12 protein-coding genes and 1 CRISPR repeat array (1 of these 13 only partly in view) are annotated in these 16,124 nt (G+C 69.0%); of the genes, 2 read left to right on the forward strand and 10 right to left on the reverse strand.

Annotated features, from left to right (window positions below; translation table 11 throughout):
• Positions 1-375: direct repeats of the CRISPR family, unit length 37 nt; unit sequence GTGGCGGTCGCCCTCCGGGGCGACCGAGGATCGCAAC; it begins 248 nt to the left of the window's first position.
• A gap of 245 nt (positions 376-620) precedes the next feature.
• Both ACFTZC_RS38110 and ACFTZC_RS38115 read left to right on the forward strand, forming a co-directional pair.
• Entirely contained in the window at positions 621-1,505 is an 885-nt protein-coding gene (locus tag ACFTZC_RS38110; protein ID WP_382898182.1) for a DUF5655 domain-containing protein, read from the forward strand.
• A gap of 186 nt (positions 1,506-1,691) precedes the next feature.
• Entirely contained in the window at positions 1,692-3,254 is a 1,563-nt protein-coding gene (locus ACFTZC_RS38115; protein WP_382898183.1) for an ISL3 family transposase, read from the forward strand.
• Between the two features lie 539 nt (positions 3,255-3,793).
• On the opposite strand, the gene ACFTZC_RS38120 is transcribed toward ACFTZC_RS38115, so the two are convergent.
• The 10 genes from ACFTZC_RS38120 to ACFTZC_RS38165 all read right to left on the reverse strand — a co-directional run bounded on the left by ACFTZC_RS38120 (position 3,794) and on the right by ACFTZC_RS38165 (position 16,048).
• On the reverse strand, positions 3,794-7,864 hold the full coding sequence (locus ACFTZC_RS38120; RefSeq protein ID WP_382898185.1) for a trypsin-like peptidase domain-containing protein: 4,071 nt from the start codon (positions 7,862-7,864) through the stop codon (positions 3,794-3,796).
• A gap of 1 nt (position 7,865) precedes the next feature.
• Positions 7,866-8,183, reverse strand: a complete 318-nt coding sequence (locus tag ACFTZC_RS38125) for a trypco2 family protein (RefSeq protein ID WP_382898187.1) — start codon at positions 8,181-8,183, stop codon at positions 7,866-7,868.
• Between the two features lie 84 nt (positions 8,184-8,267).
• The gene (locus ACFTZC_RS38130; protein ID WP_382898189.1) at positions 8,268-8,912 is read right to left on the reverse strand and encodes a phosphotransferase family protein; all 645 of its coding nucleotides are present in this window, start codon (positions 8,910-8,912) and stop codon (positions 8,268-8,270) included.
• A gap of 166 nt (positions 8,913-9,078) precedes the next feature.
• On the reverse strand, positions 9,079-10,407 hold the full coding sequence (locus ACFTZC_RS38135) for a DUF317 domain-containing protein (RefSeq protein WP_382898190.1): 1,329 nt from the start codon (positions 10,405-10,407) through the stop codon (positions 9,079-9,081).
• A gap of 123 nt (positions 10,408-10,530) precedes the next feature.
• On the reverse strand, positions 10,531-11,655 hold the full coding sequence (locus tag ACFTZC_RS38140; RefSeq protein ID WP_382898192.1) for a DnaB-like helicase N-terminal domain-containing protein: 1,125 nt from the start codon (positions 11,653-11,655) through the stop codon (positions 10,531-10,533).
• Positions 11,655-12,923 (reverse strand): DNA cytosine methyltransferase, encoded by a 1,269-nt coding sequence (locus ACFTZC_RS38145; RefSeq protein WP_382898194.1) that lies wholly within the window; start codon positions 12,921-12,923, stop codon positions 11,655-11,657. The genes ACFTZC_RS38140 and ACFTZC_RS38145 overlap by 1 nt, the downstream gene beginning before the upstream one ends.
• Positions 12,920-13,789, reverse strand: a complete 870-nt coding sequence (locus tag ACFTZC_RS38150; protein WP_382898255.1) for a hypothetical protein — start codon at positions 13,787-13,789, stop codon at positions 12,920-12,922. The genes ACFTZC_RS38145 and ACFTZC_RS38150 overlap by 4 nt, the downstream gene beginning before the upstream one ends.
• A 156-nt stretch (positions 13,790-13,945) precedes the next feature.
• On the reverse strand, positions 13,946-14,359 hold the full coding sequence (locus ACFTZC_RS38155; RefSeq protein ID WP_382898195.1) for a hypothetical protein: 414 nt from the start codon (positions 14,357-14,359) through the stop codon (positions 13,946-13,948).
• Positions 14,360-14,630: 271 nt separating this feature from the next.
• A complete protein-coding gene (locus tag ACFTZC_RS38160) occupies positions 14,631-15,437 on the reverse strand; it encodes a hypothetical protein (RefSeq protein ID WP_382898196.1) in 807 nt (268 codons plus the stop codon).
• Positions 15,438-15,472: 35 nt separating this feature from the next.
• The gene (locus tag ACFTZC_RS38165; protein WP_382898198.1) at positions 15,473-16,048 is read right to left on the reverse strand and encodes a hypothetical protein; all 576 of its coding nucleotides are present in this window, start codon (positions 16,046-16,048) and stop codon (positions 15,473-15,475) included.
• Between the last annotated feature and the right edge of the window lie 76 nt (positions 16,049-16,124).

Raw genomic sequence — 16,124 nt, forward strand, 5'->3', positions numbered from 1 at the left:
GATCGCAACACCGCCCTCCTCGCAATCGCGGGCCAGCCCGACGCGTGGCGGTCGCCCTCCGGGGCGACCGAGGATCGCAACAACCGCACCGTCGAGGCGACCGAAACCGAGGAGCATGGTGGCGGTCGCCCTCCGGGGCGACCGAGGATCGCAACCCCGACTGGACCGGGCAGTGCGGAACCCCCGAGGGAGTGGCGGTCGCCCTCCGGGGCGACCGAGGATCGCAACTACCGTCACGGCACCACCCTGTACGGACGCTACTGGGGTGGCGGTCGCCTTCCGGGGCGACCGAGGACCGCAACCCTTCATGCCGCGAGCGCGGCCGGATCGGCGCACCCGTGGCGGTCGTTGTCCGGCGGTGACCGAGGATTGTGACGCGTTTGTGAGGAGGCGCTTAGAAGGCGCCTGCTCTATCCACTGAGCTACGGGGGTTGACCTGCGTAAACGCAGTTCTTCCTGTGCTCGTCCCTCTGTGTCGTGGGACGTATGTGGGATCTGGGGCAAGAGTGCCTCAGAAGCCGGTTGATACTCTCTCACAGTATCTTTACAGCTCCGAGGCTCCTCCTGGAAACAATCTGGTATCTGTTCGCCGTTGCGGCGTACGGAACCGAGGAGGGAAGGTGTCGGGCCTGAGGCTGTTTCACACGAACGGTGGCGTGAGGGAGGCCGTGCCGCGTCTGGCGGAGGTCGAGGCGGATGTGCAGGGCTTCGTCGAGGCGCACATGGAGGCGCTGCTGGGGGTGCGGTTCCTGGCGAGCGAGTACGGCACCGGGCCCGTGCACGGCGGGCGGATCGACTCGCTGGGCCTGGACGAGAACGGTGCGCCGGTGATCGTCGAGTACAAGCGTGCGACCGACGCGGGCGTGATCAACCAGGGACTGTTCTACCTGGCGTGGCTGATGGACCACCGGGCGGAGTTCGGGCACCTGGTCCGCGACCGGCTCGGGACCACAGCCGCCTCGCAGATCCTGTGGAGCGCGCCGAGGCTGATCTGCGTGGCCGGCGACTTCACCCGCTACGACGTGCACGCCGTACGGGAGCACCGGCGCAGCATCGACCTGGTTCGCTATCGGTACTTCGGTGCGGATCTCTTCGGTCTGGAGACCGTGGCCTCGGTCACTGGGCCGGCCGTCACCACGGGGGTTCGTCGGCGAGCGGCCAGGCCGTCGGCTGTCCGCGGTCGGGGCCGTGCTCTGGTGGAGCTGGCGGGGGCGGTCGACGAGGTGCTGCTGGGGCTGGGGGAGGGGGTCACCCGGGTGCAGCGCAAGCAGTACGCCGCCTATCAGCGGCTGCGGAACTTCGCCTGCCTCTGCCCGCCGCAGCGGACCAAGCTCCTCGTCTATCTCAAGGCCGACCCGAAGGGGGTGGAGCTCGTACCGGGCTTTACCCGGGACGTGACGGGGCTCGGCCACCACGGAACGGGTGACCTGGAGGTGCAACTGCGCAGTGAGAGCGATGTCGAGCGCGCCGCCGAGCTGTTCCGGCTCAGCCACGCGGCTGCGTGACGCCGGGCTGGCGGGAGTACGGTGATGAGCATGCTCGGCGCAGCGTGTCGACGATCACGTAATTCGGCTCTGTCGCTGATCTTGTGATCGGGCGGTCTCCGGGCGGCGCGACTGTGATCATGATTCGCGTGTTCTTCGCGGAGTTTCGAGGCGCTTCTTCCTCATCTGGCCGGTGTCGTAGTCGAGTTGGTTGAACGGTCGGTCGGCGGGATCACCATGCATGCCCGCGCGCGTGCGGCCGACGGACTGTGCCCGCACTGCGGCAGCGCGTCCAGCCGGGTCCACGGCCGGTATCTGCGCCGGTTGTCGGACGCGGCGATCAGCGGCGCCGGGGTGGTGATCGAGCTGCTGGTGCGCCGCTTCCGGTGCCTGAACGCCGCTTGCGCGGCCGTGACGTTCGTCGAACAGGTCGCCGGGCTGACCAGCCCGCATGCCCGCTTCACCCCGCTGCTGCGCGGGATGCTGACCAGCATCGCGGTGGCCCTGGGCGGGCGGCCGGGGAGCCGACTCGCAGTAGCCCTGGGGGTCCCGGTGGCCAAGGACACGCTGTTACGCCTCCTCCGGGCTCTTCCTGAGGAACCAGTCGGGCAGGTCCGCGTGCTGGGTGTTGATGATTTCGCCATGCGCAGGGGCGACTCGTACTCGACGATCTTGGTGGATCTGGAACGACGCCGCCCGATTGACGTACTGCCGGGACGCGAAGCCGAACCGCTGGCCGCCTGGCTTCGTGACCACCCCGAGGTGGAGGTCATTTGTAGGGACCGTGGCGGGGCCTATGCCGAGGGCGCCCGCACCGGCGCTCCCCTGGCGGCGCAGATTGCCGATGGCTGGCACTTGTGGAAGAACCTCGGCGAAGCCGTGGAGAAGACCGTCGGCGCCCATCATGCCTGCATCCGGACCGCGTTCACGAAGACCGTACCGGTCACTCCGCCGCCTGGAGACGACATCTGGCAGCTGCCGCCGCCCGCTACCGACTCCACGCTCGACGTCTGCGGGCGCGAGCGCCGCCTGGTGACCAGGACAAAGGAACGGTACGCCGCCGTGCAGCAACTCCTGGCCGACGGCAGTTCGCTGGAGGGGATCTGCCGGACGCTGCGGCTGGACCGGTCCACCGTGCGCCGCTTCGCCCGCGCCACCAGCATCGACGAACTGCTCGTCAAGGCGACGAACCGCACCAGTATCCTCGACCCGTACACCGCCCACCTTCACCAGCGGTGGAACGACGGCTGCCACGACAGCGCCCAACTCCACCGGGAGATCCGCGCCTTGGGCTTCCCAGGCAGCATCCAGACCACCCGCCGCTACCTCCGCCCCTTCAAGTCCTCCATCTCCGCACCTGCAGCGCCCCGCGTGGCTCCCCGGCCCCGCGGCCTCGCCCGATGGATCATGACGAACCCCGGCAACCTCCTGGACGAGGACGCCCTCGCGCTCAAGGAGGTCCGTGCGGGCTGTCCCGAACTGGACGCGGTCACCCGGCACGTCCGTGACTTCGCCGCGATGATGCGGGACCTGACCGGCAGCGAACTCCCCGCCTGGATGGAACGCGTCGAACACGACGACCTCCCCGCATTGCACTCCCTGGTCAACGGCCTGCGCCGGGACCAGGACGCCGTCATCGCCGGCCTGTCCAGTTCCTGGAGCTCAGGCCAGGTCGAGGGTCAGAACACGAGGGTGAAGCGGATCAAAAGGGACGGATACGGCCGGGCCAACTTCGACCTCCTCCGCACCCGCATCCTGCACAGATCCTGACCCGCCCGATCACAAGATCAGCGACAGAGCCGAATTACGTGACCGTCGACACTCCGGCTTCGGACAGAGAGTCTGCGGTGCCTCGGGGACCTGTGGCTCCCGAACACCCAGCTTGACCGCCACTCCCCGGAGCCCGCGATCACCGACACGTACGACTTCGACCGGACCTTGACGGGCTTCCCTGCAGCTGACTGGACCGTCCGCGTGGTCACGGCCGAGTCCGATCAGCGGCAGGCGTTCTGGGAGACCTACGGCACCCTGGACAAGTCCGACGCCACGACCTGGCGCTTGCAGATCTACGAAGCCCGGCACCTCGGCGCCGTCCGTTCTGGAGCGCCACCGCCTCGGCAATCTCGACGGAGTGAAGGACAGTTACCAGGCGATGACGCAGGTCCTCTCCACTGTGGCCTGACCGTACCCTCGGCTACGGCATTCGGTTGGGGTCGCTCAGCCTGCTGGCCCCTCATGCGTCCCGCAGGGGGGTATACGTCGAGGTCACGTGGTTACGTGACCACAGGAACCGACGGATGGACGTCGATCTACAGCGAGCGGTGGGTGAAGACGATGTCCCGGACACGCTCCACGGCTTCGGGCGCGATGCGCGCCAGGAGCGGAAGAACGTGGTGCCAGCCGTCACCGGCGAGGGCGGTTGCCAAGAAGCGATGCGCCGCGTCGTCAGTGCTCTTCGTGGTGGGAGGTACCTCCTGTAGGGCGAGGCTCAGGAGTGTTTGGGGGAACCCCGAGTAAGACGTTGGCACCATGTCTGCCCGAGTCCCGGCGAGGTAGGCAGCAACGGCCGCGAACGCTTCGGCGCGGTCGTACGGAGCATTGTGGTCACTCGCGCAGCGCTGGGCGGCGGCGAGATCGCCGAACAGGGCGTGGGCGATCGCGAAGCCTCCCGTCGGCAACTCCCACGGAGGGATGGACTCCGTGCTCCGCTCGCATTCCGCAAGTAGGCTGCGAGCATACTCACGCTGCCTTCGGGCGGCTAGGACCACCACCACGAGGATGTCCTCGACCGATAACTGCCCTGAGCGCCGCTCCGCCCACATTCGCCCAACCTCCCGGCGAAGGCGCTCTCTGCACGCCCGGTCCGCTCCGCCGATGGCCACGAGGAGTTCCGCAAGCCCGGCGATGCGACCCCGCCGGCCACCCGGCTCAACCTCCGCGGCCAGCAGCCTTTCTCGCTCCTGGTCGATGAGCTCGGCGGCGGCGGCCGGGTCATGGACACGCAGCCCGGCTGCCACAGCAACGAGCACACGCCCGCTCCGGCTGTTCCGGGTGCCGTCATCCGTTCTGCCCACCTCGTCAGCGAGCGACAGAGCAGGGTCACGTTCTCCGGCATGGGCCAAGGCTTGCGCTGCGGCCTCCATGGCCTCCTTGTCCATGCCGGGGGCACCTTCATGGAAGAAGAAGTAGGCGGTGTCCTCCAGCATCCGGGCACGGTCGGCTGCCTCGTGCGCCAGCCGCCGTGCTTCGGCTAGGTGGCCTGCAGCCGCGGTCGAGATGGAGACGGCCGCGAGTGCCCGCACCTGCTCTCGGCCCTGGAGGCTCTTGGCGAGCTGCTCGGCAGCTGCAGGATCACCGATTGTGCTGAGCGCGCCAGCAAGGGGTACCAGCCATTCCTGCCGGCGAGTGCCTTCTGGAGATTGCGCGAACGACTCCATGGCTTCCTGCAACCGTGCCTTCGCGTCGTCCGGTTTTCCCTGCTTGGCAAGCTGGCACGCCTGCTGGGCCAGAGACTCAGCACCAGGCGTAGCCTTCCTCGCCCCGAGCGGGGCGCCCTCGATCGCGGCGCGGCCCCCGGAGAGGACGTCCTCTCCGAACGGGCCCGTTCGCATCGTGTCGGGCACCAAGGCCACAAGCTCCTGGGCATCGGCGAGCCGCCCAGTATCCACCAGCGCTCGCGCCACGTTCGACAGCATGGAGCCCAGAAACCAGGACAGATGGGATGCCTCGTCGTCTGGCAGCGACTGCGGAGCGCGCAGTGCTGCCCCCAGACGTTGACCTGCCCGCTGAGCCAGGGTGACTGCGTCATCGGGGCGGCCTGTGACCAGAGCCGAGGCGGCGGCGGCCAGGACGTCGACGGCTCCAAGACGGGCCGGATACGCATGGGCGTACTCGCTGATCCGTTCGTACAGCCGGGCTGCTCGCTCGGGGCCAGCACCGGCGATCACTGTCCACGCTTGAATGGGCGCGGTCTGGTCCGTGAGATGCCCGCCCACCATTTCTTCGGCGTACACCTCGGCCTGGTCGAGCAACTCCTCGGCGAGCGCGGGAGACCGCGTGCGGGCGGCGGAGGACGCTTCCACCGCCATCTCGCACTGGAATGGATAACCTCCGTATAGGTGGGGCTGGAGTGAACCAAGTAGATCGCGCCCCAGATGGTCCTCGCCGACTGCGATTAGAGCCACCGCGGCTTCCCCTACGGCCTCCTCGGCGTCATATTCATCCCCGCCGGAAGGAGTCGACTCCTGACGGGCCTGTTTGGCCCAGCGGGTGGCCTCCTCGGCAGCCTGGGTGGCGTGCTCAAGATCGGTTTTCGCCAGTACTCGGGCTACCTGGGCCAGCCGGGTGGCCTTGTCAGTTGGGTGTGGGGAGGCGAGGGCGAGATCCATGGCGCGCTGTGGATGTCCCACCCAGGCGAATGCCAGCGGAATGCTCGCGGGCAGCACCGTGGCGCGTTCGGACAAGATGTCCCTGGACGCCGCGATCGCCGCCAACACGTTGAGATCGCCCGGTGTCTCACGCTCGATCACGTGACGGGCCAGCTCGACTTCGGACAGCGCGGTATCGACTGACGAGCGGTCCAGGAGAGCCCGCTGACGACGCGGGTCGAGGACGAACAGGGACAGCCGCTCGGTGTCACCCTTGTTACGCAGCATGCGCGTGTAGTCGTAGAGCAGGTAGAGCGGGGTGGTGCCGGGGGGCCATCCCTTGGTCCGGTAGCTGTCTGCCCAGGCGTGCAACTGTGCTTCGTACTTGGCCGCGGCACGGTCGCCCAGCCCTTCCAGAGCCTGCTTACGCAGCCCTTGGTGTTTCAGGACATGCCTAGGGGAGCTTTCTGCAGGGTGCGCCACGAGGCCATGTCCGTTGCGGTCGGGGACGAAACTGCGGCCTGTCATGCCGCGGAGCCGTTTCCTAACCTGGTGCGGCTGAGTATCGGTTAGTTCGGCCAGGTCCGTGTCGGTCAGGCCGCCCTGGGCCACCGTCAGCAGGCCGAGGAGGGCGTTGCCGAGTGGCTCGTCGTCCAGCAGTCGCTGCAGTTCCCGCGAGGCCCGCTCCGTGACGCGGCCAGCCTCAGGTGAGGCCGCGAGCGGGCGGAGGATGGTCGGGTCGTGGAGAGGGTGCCCGTCCGGAACGTCGTCAGGTACGGGCGGGTTGGGCCGACCTGTGACTATCACGCGCATCCCAGGCGGCGGGTCCTTGGGCAGCAGGGCGGCGATGCTGCGCCCGTCCGAACGCCCGTCCTCGTCGAGGCCATCCACGACGAGGAGCAGGGTCCGGCCGCGCGCTGCGCATGCATGCGCAGCGTCCTGGTAGAGGACGAACAGATCCTGTGCGAGCCGCCCGACGGCAGGGGGCGGGGCTTCGCTGCCGACGAGAGCGGCCAGTTGGCCCGTCACTGTGGAGAGGAAGTAGTCACGGTTGTTGTTAGCGAGGCGCTCCGCGATGAAATAGCTGACGATGTCGACGTTGTCCGGTTGGCGGTGCATCACGAACCAGGCAAGCAGGGCCGACTTCCCTGCCTTTGATTCGGCCTGCCACCACACGTACTTGGACCGGCCCGAGACGTTTTCAGCAGCGTAGAACTCCAGCTCCCGTAACTCGTCCTCGCGGTCCAACAACCGGTCGGGGAGGAGGTCGTACTGCTCGATCCATGCCTTATGGCTGCGAAACGCGCAGTCGCGGGGCGCAAGTCCCGCCTCTGACGACCGGGTGGCGCTGATGTCGACCAGCGGAGGGGGGCCATCGCCGTATTTCTGCAGGAGTTCAGCGAATTTGGGCTCGTCCGTGAAGGAACGAGACGGACAGGCATGCAGACGTCGGTTCTCGAACGCGTCATCATCGTGGATGACCACTCCGACGAGATAGTCCTGGCAAAATACCGCGGCGCCAGAGGTTCCGGACCACGCTTGCTCGCCCGAACGCACCCCTGGGAAAGAAACTTGGTTCAGGACATAGAGGTCCCGGGCGCCGAAGCCACCGGCTTGAGGAGGCAGCTGACCCTCCAGCTGCTCAACGCTGCGCTGCCCGTCCTTAAGGGCCGCCGACGGGTACCCAAGACCGTAATAGCGCAGCGGGTCGTTGCCGACGGGCTGGCCCCAGCGCACCGTGCCGGGCACCTCGACTGAACGCTCCAACAGCAGCAGAGCGACATCGCGATCATCCGGATGAGTCCAGCAGACCACTGCCGGGCAGCGTTGTGTATCGGCGTCCCGGGGGTGCCCCACACGCACGTCGATCCGAGGCCACGGGGTCCCCGTGCTCTCCCTAACGACGTGCCGGGCGGTGAGTACCAAGCGCGGCGCGATCAGATAACCGGTGCCTATGCGGACGAACTCGCCATCGTCGCCGACACGGATGAGGGCCAGCCTTTGCCGTTTCAACTCAACCCTCCTCGTCCCAGGAGCCGGACTGCCTGCCGCTGATTTCGGGGCTGACCCCGCCCGCGGCACGGTCCTTGACCTGTAGCTTCAACGTCAGCTTGTGCGACCGGACCGAGGAGTCCGATCCGCCCCCGCTCACAGTGGCTACCCCGAACTGCAGCTTCCCCTCGCCCTTCACGTCATTGCGCAGCTCCAGCAGCAGTTCCAACTGGGCTTCCTCGATCTGAAAAGCGAACTGCTGCTGGCCACCATGTTCCTGAGCCCGGTAGAGCTCCTGCCGCAGCTCCTCAATCGCCGCGGCCAACCCGATCGTTGCCATAGCTACCCCCGTCGCGGTTGCGGCCCGGACCACCCGAGCAGCGTCAGCAGTCTGCCAACGGATGCACGCATCGCCAAAGTATCGTCACCGAGACGTTGATGAAGAGCCTTCACTTCGGGAACCCGGCAGGAGTACATCCGACATTGGACTTGCCAAGTGAACCGTCCACAAATCCCCGGTCAGCAGCCCCGGTTCCGTGATCTCGTCGAGTACGGCACGCTCGTGCACGGCCACCGCGGCCACCTTCCGTACGTCGGCCGCATCCAGGCCGGCACCGTCCATGTCGGCGGCGATCTCCTCCAGCGACGTGATCACCGCCTCGCTCCACGTCCCGTACCCCGGGCCGCGGACGGGCCCGAAATACGGGCGCCGCACATCGTGCACGGAGCGGGCGACGGCGCCCATCTGCCGTAAGGACACCGGCCACGCCGCACGCAGATACGCCCCCAGGTGCTCAGGGGCCGGGACGCCGTCCAGGCGGGTCTGGATCATCCAGTCCCGGCCGATCACCTCGTGCGACCAGTCCACCACGAGGACCCGCGGCATCAGCGGCGCGATCACCGCCAGCCACGGCTGACTCGCGCACTCGTTACGCATCAGGTGGCGCTCGCTGCGGAACTGGCGGGCCTCTTCCGGCGCGACCCGCAGGATCACCGGCCGGTCCCGTCCGGCCAGGACCACGCGGTACACGTTGTTGTACATCCCCGTGGCCGGCTCGGTGGCGGACACCGGCGTGGCGCCGTCCCCGAAGTCTCGTACGCGCCAGGCACCCGGGCGGGAGAGAGTGACGGTTGCCCGTCTGGGCGCCCGGTGCGGAGCGGTCAGCGCACGGTCTGGATGGGTCGGCGTCGGGGAGGGGCCTGTTCCGGTGCTGCAACAGCGCCGTCTGCCCGGTTTATCGGTTGCGTCGGGTGAGGGGGTGCGGTGGTGCCGTCGGCGCGGGGGCTGTTGCCTGCTCGGCGGGGTGTGGGGATCGCACCAGGGCGGGCGGTGAGACCTGTTGGAGGACTTCGCCGTGGATGAGGTCGTAGGTGAGGTCGGCGAGGAGTTGGGCGGGGGTGTGGGGGGAGCAGCGGATGGCCCAGGTGGGGTGGTCTTTGTGGTTGCCGCCCCAGATGGTCCAGGCGGGCAGGAGGTTTTCGGCCTGGGTGGTGGCGTAGGCGTTGAATACGGCGCCGGCGGGCTTGCCGGTGGGTTCTGACCATTGGATCTGGCGGCTGTCGACCTTCTGGGACCAGCCTTCGTCGGCCAGTGGTCTCATGGCCTGGGCGACGGTCTGTTCGTTGAGAGCGTCGGCTTCCTGGGCCCAGGCGTCCTGGGTGGCGAGGCTGTCGAGGAGGACTTCCATGATGCCGACCGGGGTGGCGGAGGTCGCGGTGAGGTGCCAGACACGGGGACCAGTAGGGGATTCGTAGGCGGCGATCGTCCAGGCGACATCGTCGACGTATGCCTCGTGGACGAACTCGATCCGCAGAGTGAGGGACTCATGGGTGGCGATGGTCGTGTTCTCGACCCACGTCCGGTACTTCTGCCACTCGCCCAGCTCGTCGAGGAACGTGTCGAGGAGGGCTTCGTGGTTACCCGGGTCGGCGGCATACGCCGGGACGAGCTCTTTCCTCGGCTCGTCCGGTCCGGCCTGTGGGGTGGAGGCGGAGTCCGCTGCCGGTGTGGCCAGGGAGGTGCGGGCTTCGGCGGTCTGCTGCTCGGTTTCGGTAGCCGGTGCGGGGCCGGACCGCATGGTCGTGCCGTGGAGGCGTTCGAAGGCGGCGATGGCCTGGGCCGGGGAGTCGAAGGTGCCGGCGATCTGCCGCAGGTGGTTCTCCCCGTGGAGGTAGACGCTCGTGCCGCCCCGGTACGTACCGACCGTGACGGTGGTCCCCCCGTCCTCCGCGTGCGCGTGGATGACCAGACGCCCGCGACGGATGTCCTCGTAAAGCTGGTTGGCCTGGTCGGAGACCTCCCGGATCTCCCGGCGGGTGCACCAGGACATCGGGTAGTTCGCCCAGGTCCACTCCTCGTCGATCGCCCCACGCAGCCGGGGCGTGATCTCGACGGCCACGCCCTCCTCGTCCGCCAGCTTCTGGGCGCTCTGCTGGGCCCAGTAGGGCTCCTCGTGGTCGATGCGGGCCAGCACGAGGTTGTGCTCGTCGACGGCTTCGAACCCGTGGGCGGTCAGGAGGGCGTGGGCGGTGCGGTGCTGCGTGCCGGTGAGGGTGGCAGTCACGGCACTGGGGTGGCTGGGGTGGGTATCGAAGCGAACCTGCGCGTCGATGGAGGGCGTGGTCAAAGGTGTGCCTCGTTTCGAGCCGCCGGCTGGGCTGAGGGGCCGGGCCGACGGCGGTCGGGGTCAGCGGGAGGGGCGTGATGCGGAAGGAGCCGCTGTGTGCGGGGGGCCGGCTCGCGGCGGCGCCGAGGACCTGGTCCGCGCGTGCTTCGTCACCCGGGGTGGGGAGGTGGCGTGGTTCCAGCGGGTGCGCACGGCGTGGAGGTCGGCCAGGGCGCGTCGGCTGCCGAGGACGAGCTGGTACGGCGTGGTGGCTGGGCCGTCGGTGAACGCCTCGATACGCATGCCCACTTCATACGCGGTCGTCAGGACGGCTCGTTGAAGAATGCGTTCTCCCCAGTAGGGTGCGGATCCGGCTGGCTCCGCGAGGAGGCCGATCAGATCTGCGGGCACGACTGCGGTGCCGAGTAGTCCTCTCTGCTGGGCTTCCCACAGGACGGTGACCGGGTCGATGGGGGCGCCGTGCCGGTTGAGAGTGGTGAGGCAGCTCCAGAGGCCGGCGTGGAGGGGGTGGATGAAGTCGTTCCCGGTCAGCCATTGCATCCGTTCGATTTCGGAGGGGTGCAAGGTCGTGGTTGCGAGCAGGAGCCGTTCCTCGTCGATTGCTTCCTCATGGCCGGTGAAGGTGGGGCGCGGCGGTGGTGGGGGTGTGCGGGGCAGGGCGCCGGGGGTGGGAGGGAACCGCGCGGCGAGTTCGTCCACGATCCTCGCCAGTGCGTCGGCCTCGGCAAGGGCGGCGAGAACCGGGTACGGGAGGGCAGGGTCGGTCGGGGTCTGTGCGAGACGCTGGGCCTGGCAGCGCAGCATGCGTCGGGCGTGATCGTCCTCGATCATTCGTGCGTACACCGCTGCGTGACGGGGGTGTGGGCATGCTTGGATCAGGGTCTGCAGGTACGAGGCCGTCAGCCCGCGCGCCTGCTCGCGGGCGGTGGCGAGCACCTCGTTGAGCCAGGTCGTGCTCTGCGCGTGCTGGACCCGATCGGGGACCGGGAGGTTTCGGATCGCGGTGAACACGGCGCCGTGCGCGGCGTTGGAGAACGATCCGGCGTTGATCCCGGTCAGGTCGCCGTGGCGGTGGGGTTCGAGGAGGAGGGCGCCGAGGAGGGCTTGCTCGGCGTAGTACACCGGTTGCGGCGGTGGGAGTGCGTCGTGGCCGTCGTCCCCGTCGGGCCCGGGGGCGGTGGGCATCAGGCGGCCAGGACGAAGTCGTCGGGGCTGAGGGAGACGCCCAGGTGTGGGGCGAGCAGGTGGGCGGCGAGGAGGGGTGGGACGGCGTTGCCGATCTGGGAGAACTGCTGGCCTTTGTTTCCTGACCAGGGGTGGTTGGCGGGGAAGGTCTGTAGCAGGCCCGCTTCGCGGGCGGTGATCCGGATTGGCTCCGGTGCCACCGTGCTCGTGCCGTCCGGGTGGGGGAGGGCGGGTTCGGCGACCCAGGTGCATTCGTTCGCCCGGTGCCCGAAGAACAGGGTCCCCGCCGGTTCCGAGACCGGCCGGACGGTGGCGTTGGCCTGGTTGTTGCTCCGCAGCGACCACGACCACCCATGCGCCTCCGCCACGGGCGTGGCCACCGGGGTGCCGACAGGCCGGCGGCCCTGAACGCCGGGCAGGGCGGCCCCACGCCGGGACTGCGGGACGATCATCCCGTCCGGGTGTGGTGTCCAGGTACCGCGGTCGCGGGCGTCCGACAGCGCTTTGCGGGAGCCGGAGGGGAAGGGTTCGGCGCCTCCACCGGGTCCGCCGCCGGCGCAGACCGTGGGCACGGGCCGGTCGGTGGCGCCCCAGCCCAGGGCCTCGGCCATGCTGACCCAGCGGGCGCGGCCCGGCCCGAACAGAGACTCCGGCTCCGCGACCCGGGCGTGGGTCGGCGCCGGGGGTTCGGCGGTCCGTACCCGGGAGGCGAGGAGGATCGCCCGCCTCCGCGTCTGGGGAACGCCGTAGTCGGCGGCCTGGAGAATCCCCGTCCACACCGAGAATCCCCAGGTCCGAAGGACCGCGGCGTACTGCTTCCAGAGAGGCAGGACGTCGGGGACTTCCTCCATGGCGATCCACTCCGGCTCGCCCACGGTGTTCAGGGCGTGGAGGTAGCGCATGGGCTCGGCGGCCAGGAGGGAACGCACGTCCCGGCAGGCCGTGAGAAGTTGGTCGCGGGTGTCGCGGCCGGCTGCGAGGTCGGCGACCGCCTGGTGGACCAGCGGCTGGTCCACCAGCCCCAGCCGCTTACCGGCCGTCGACCACGCCTGACACGGCGGACTCGCCAGGAACCCCTTCGTCCGGCCGAGCCACGGCCACGTCGGATACGCCGCCACATCCGTCCGCACCGTCAACTGCCCAGCCCGTCGACGGGTCCGGCACGCCCACTCATCCCACTCCAGACCCACATCCCGGGCCCCGAGCACGCTCAGAGCGTGACTCCAGCCGCCCGGACCCGCGAACAAATCAAGGACGACCCCCCTCACGAAGCCAGACCGAAGCCGTCCCGCACCGCATCCGCGTCACCGCGGCACGCCCAGGGGGAGCAGCCGTCCACGACCCCCTGCTCCAGTTCCTCCGCGTCCGGGGTGCTGTCGAGTTGGGGCTGGAGGGCGGCCCATTCGGCTGCGGTGACGTGGTCGATCGGGGCCTGGTCGAGGGGTACGCGGGAGCGGTGGAGGAATGCCTGGCCGAGCAGGTGGTTGCCGGCGGCGTTGGCGCGGGCGTTGCCCTGGCGGATCGCGGCGTCGAACTCCACGACGTCCTGCCACTCATCGGGGCTGGTGTCGCGGATGTGCCGCCACTGCGCGTTCCCGTGGAACGGGCAGCCCAGACAGGAGGATTTCGGGGTGTCCGCGAGGCCGAGCGCCGTGAGGTAGCGGATGCAGTCGCTGCGTGACCAGCCGATGTCGATGAGCGGATGCCGGTTGCGCATGTAGCGGACGTCGGCGTCCTTGGCCCGGTGGAATTCGTCCGTGGAAATCCCGACCCACTGCTCGACGAACACATTCTTCGGGATGCGCTGCGGGTGGGGGTATCCGAGGAGTTCGCGGACCTTCTTCTTGATCGGCTTTATTTTGTATTCGCCGGTGCACTGGCGTCGGGTCATTCCCTGCTTTCCATCCCTGTTCAGGACGTACAGGGGCATGGAAGCGAACCGGTGCCCGGGATCGAGCGCGTCGTCCCGGATGTTTCCCGAGGTGACGCGGAGGACGGGGATTCCGGCCGGTTCGGCTATCTCCTTTTCGATACGGTCGAGATGGGCATAGACGGCTGCAGGTTCCCATCCGGTGTCGGCGAAGATCGCGTAATCGACCTTGGGGAGAATTCCTTCGGCGGACAGGGCGAGCAGTGTACTGGACTGGACTCCGGCGCCTAGAGAAAGGGCCAGGAACTGCGGGGTCGGGGAAATAGTCATTCCTGAGGGGGAGACGGTACGAGACGTGAAAAGCTTCGGAAGGGAGGCCACTACGAGTCCCGGCAGGGGGCTGCCGGTCAGCGGGTTGGTCTAGCGGCGGCGGCCTGGTTGCGGCGCCGAGGCGTGCGCCGGAGCGGCTACAGCCCCGTCCTGCCCCCGTGCCGAGGCCGGTGAGGGCGAACCAGCCGCAGCGGCCACGGGGTTGGTGAAGGCGGGGGCGACGTGGTCGAGGATGTCGGCGAGTTGCTGGGCGAGGTCGTGTGCCTGGCGGAGCTGCACGGCGATGTCGTCGGGCAGGCGGTCCCACTGGGCCCGGTACTGGGAGTCCTTGATGATTTCGGCCCCGTCGCGGAGCTGGTCGGCGACCCGCCGCAGCACCGCGCTCCGCTGAGGTCCGCTCTGTGTGGCGCGGGTGGTCTGGAGGAGTGCGCCGAGCGCGGTGGGCAGCGGGTCGGGGGCGGTGGGCAGGCCGTAGAGCTGCGCGTGCAGCCCCTGGGCGATCACGGTGACCGGCCCGCCACCGCTCCTGTGGCGGAACTCGGCGGGTGCTTGGGGCCGGACACGGAAGCTGACGATTACGTCCCGCGGAGCGGCCCTGGGGGCGATCCAGTGCGCGAGAGCACGGGCGAGATCATGGGGCGTGGGGGTATCGGCGGACGTAGAGGCTCCAGGCGGGTGAGAGGAGGCCGGCCGCTCGCTGCGGGACTCGCGGGGAACGGCAGACAGGTGCGGTGACGCGAGCGCCCGGCCTGTAACGCGACCAAGGGCGCGTCGTCTATCGGTGCGGTGGGCTGAGCGGCTTCTGCACCGGCGCCACCGCAGGGCGCGCGCGGGCGGTCGGCTGCATGTCCAGGGCAAGCTCGCCGGCGGCAGTGACCGTGATCTCCTGTCCCACCAACGGGGAAACAAGGGCGTCGACGCTGACCAGACGATGCTTGGCCAGCGTGCCGAAAGCGGCGGGACGGAGCGGGGTGCCGTCTGCAGCCCGGACCACGATGCCCTTGCCGCGGGCTCGGACGTAGCGCCGGGCTCCGCCTTCTGCCACCTTCCGGAGCACGCCGTACTGGGCGGGCGTCAGGTCCGGGAGTGCAGGCTGCTGTTCTGGATGGTTCTTGAGGTTCCGGACGATGTCCGCGGCGGCGGACTGACAGGTGGCCGCACAACGGTCTAGCTGGCGGGCGGCGTCGGAGAGGAATCCGGCGAGGGCCGGTACGGCCTGGCGCGCCGCCGCCTCTTGCGTCGAAGGGTCGTCGTCATATCCCGCTGCGTCGGGAGGGTTGGCATACAGGGTTGTTGCGAGGCCCGATGCGGCCAGGGAGGCGGTGGAGACGATGGAGGAGAGGGACTTCAGGGTGTAGCGGCTGCCGGGGACGGCGGTGTACTGGCTGCCGTCGAGAGCGGTCAGCCGGACCAGGGCCCGGCCGACCAGCTCGTTGACGGCGAGGATATGAGGGCCGAGAAGGAGCAATGCGTCGCTGCCGGGCCGGACTTCCAGCTTCTGGACGGTTGCGTGGAGGGTGGCGAAGTCGCGGCCGAGCTGACGCAGACTGTCGATCTGCGCGAGAAGGTCGATCTGGCGCATGAGGTGGGTAGACGCTCTCCTTGCTCGAACGGGCTTCAGCGGGTACGGGGCCGGCTGCGCTGCGGGGCCGGAGTGCTGGAGCCGGCGGTGGCTGTCCGGCCGGGGGCGGGCGGGATCACTTCCGGTGTCGCGATGCCGAGATCGATGCTCACGCCGAAGCCCTCGGCGTAGAGGTGGGCTTCGGCCCGCGCCACCGTGTTCACGGCATCGCGCTCGTCCAGCCCGGGCGCCAGCGCGTACGGGGTACCGGCGGCACCGGGCGTGAAACCGTGCAGGGTCAGGACGACGCCCGCCCGGTCCACACCGGTGGTCGCCGTCGCCGCGCCGTCGGTGAACCGGAAGTGCACGTCGGGCTCCGGCCTGGGGTGAGCCGGGTTCCAGCGGGTTGTGGCGGCGAGGTCGACGAAGTCCATGGTGTGGGCGAGCAGCTGGTAAGCCGCCGCACGGGCCCGTTCGAACGCGTCGTCGGCCGTGCCGGGCGGGAGGTAGACGGTGCGCCCGTGGTGGGCGCGGGCGGTGAATCCGGCCTCGGTCAGGAGCCGGTCGGCGCCGTTGATGTGGCGGTTGAGGACTAGGAAGGTGTGACCGTCGCCGGTTGACCCGACGAACACGTCGTGATGGTCGGTGAGAGCCAAGGAGCGTGCCTTTCGGAAGGGGCTGTGGTGGCGCGGGCAAGGCCATGGTCGA

Origin of the sequence: Streptomyces sp. NPDC056987 (assembly GCF_042673865.1) — a bacterium.
GTDB lineage: Bacteria > Actinomycetota > Actinomycetes > Streptomycetales > Streptomycetaceae > Streptomyces.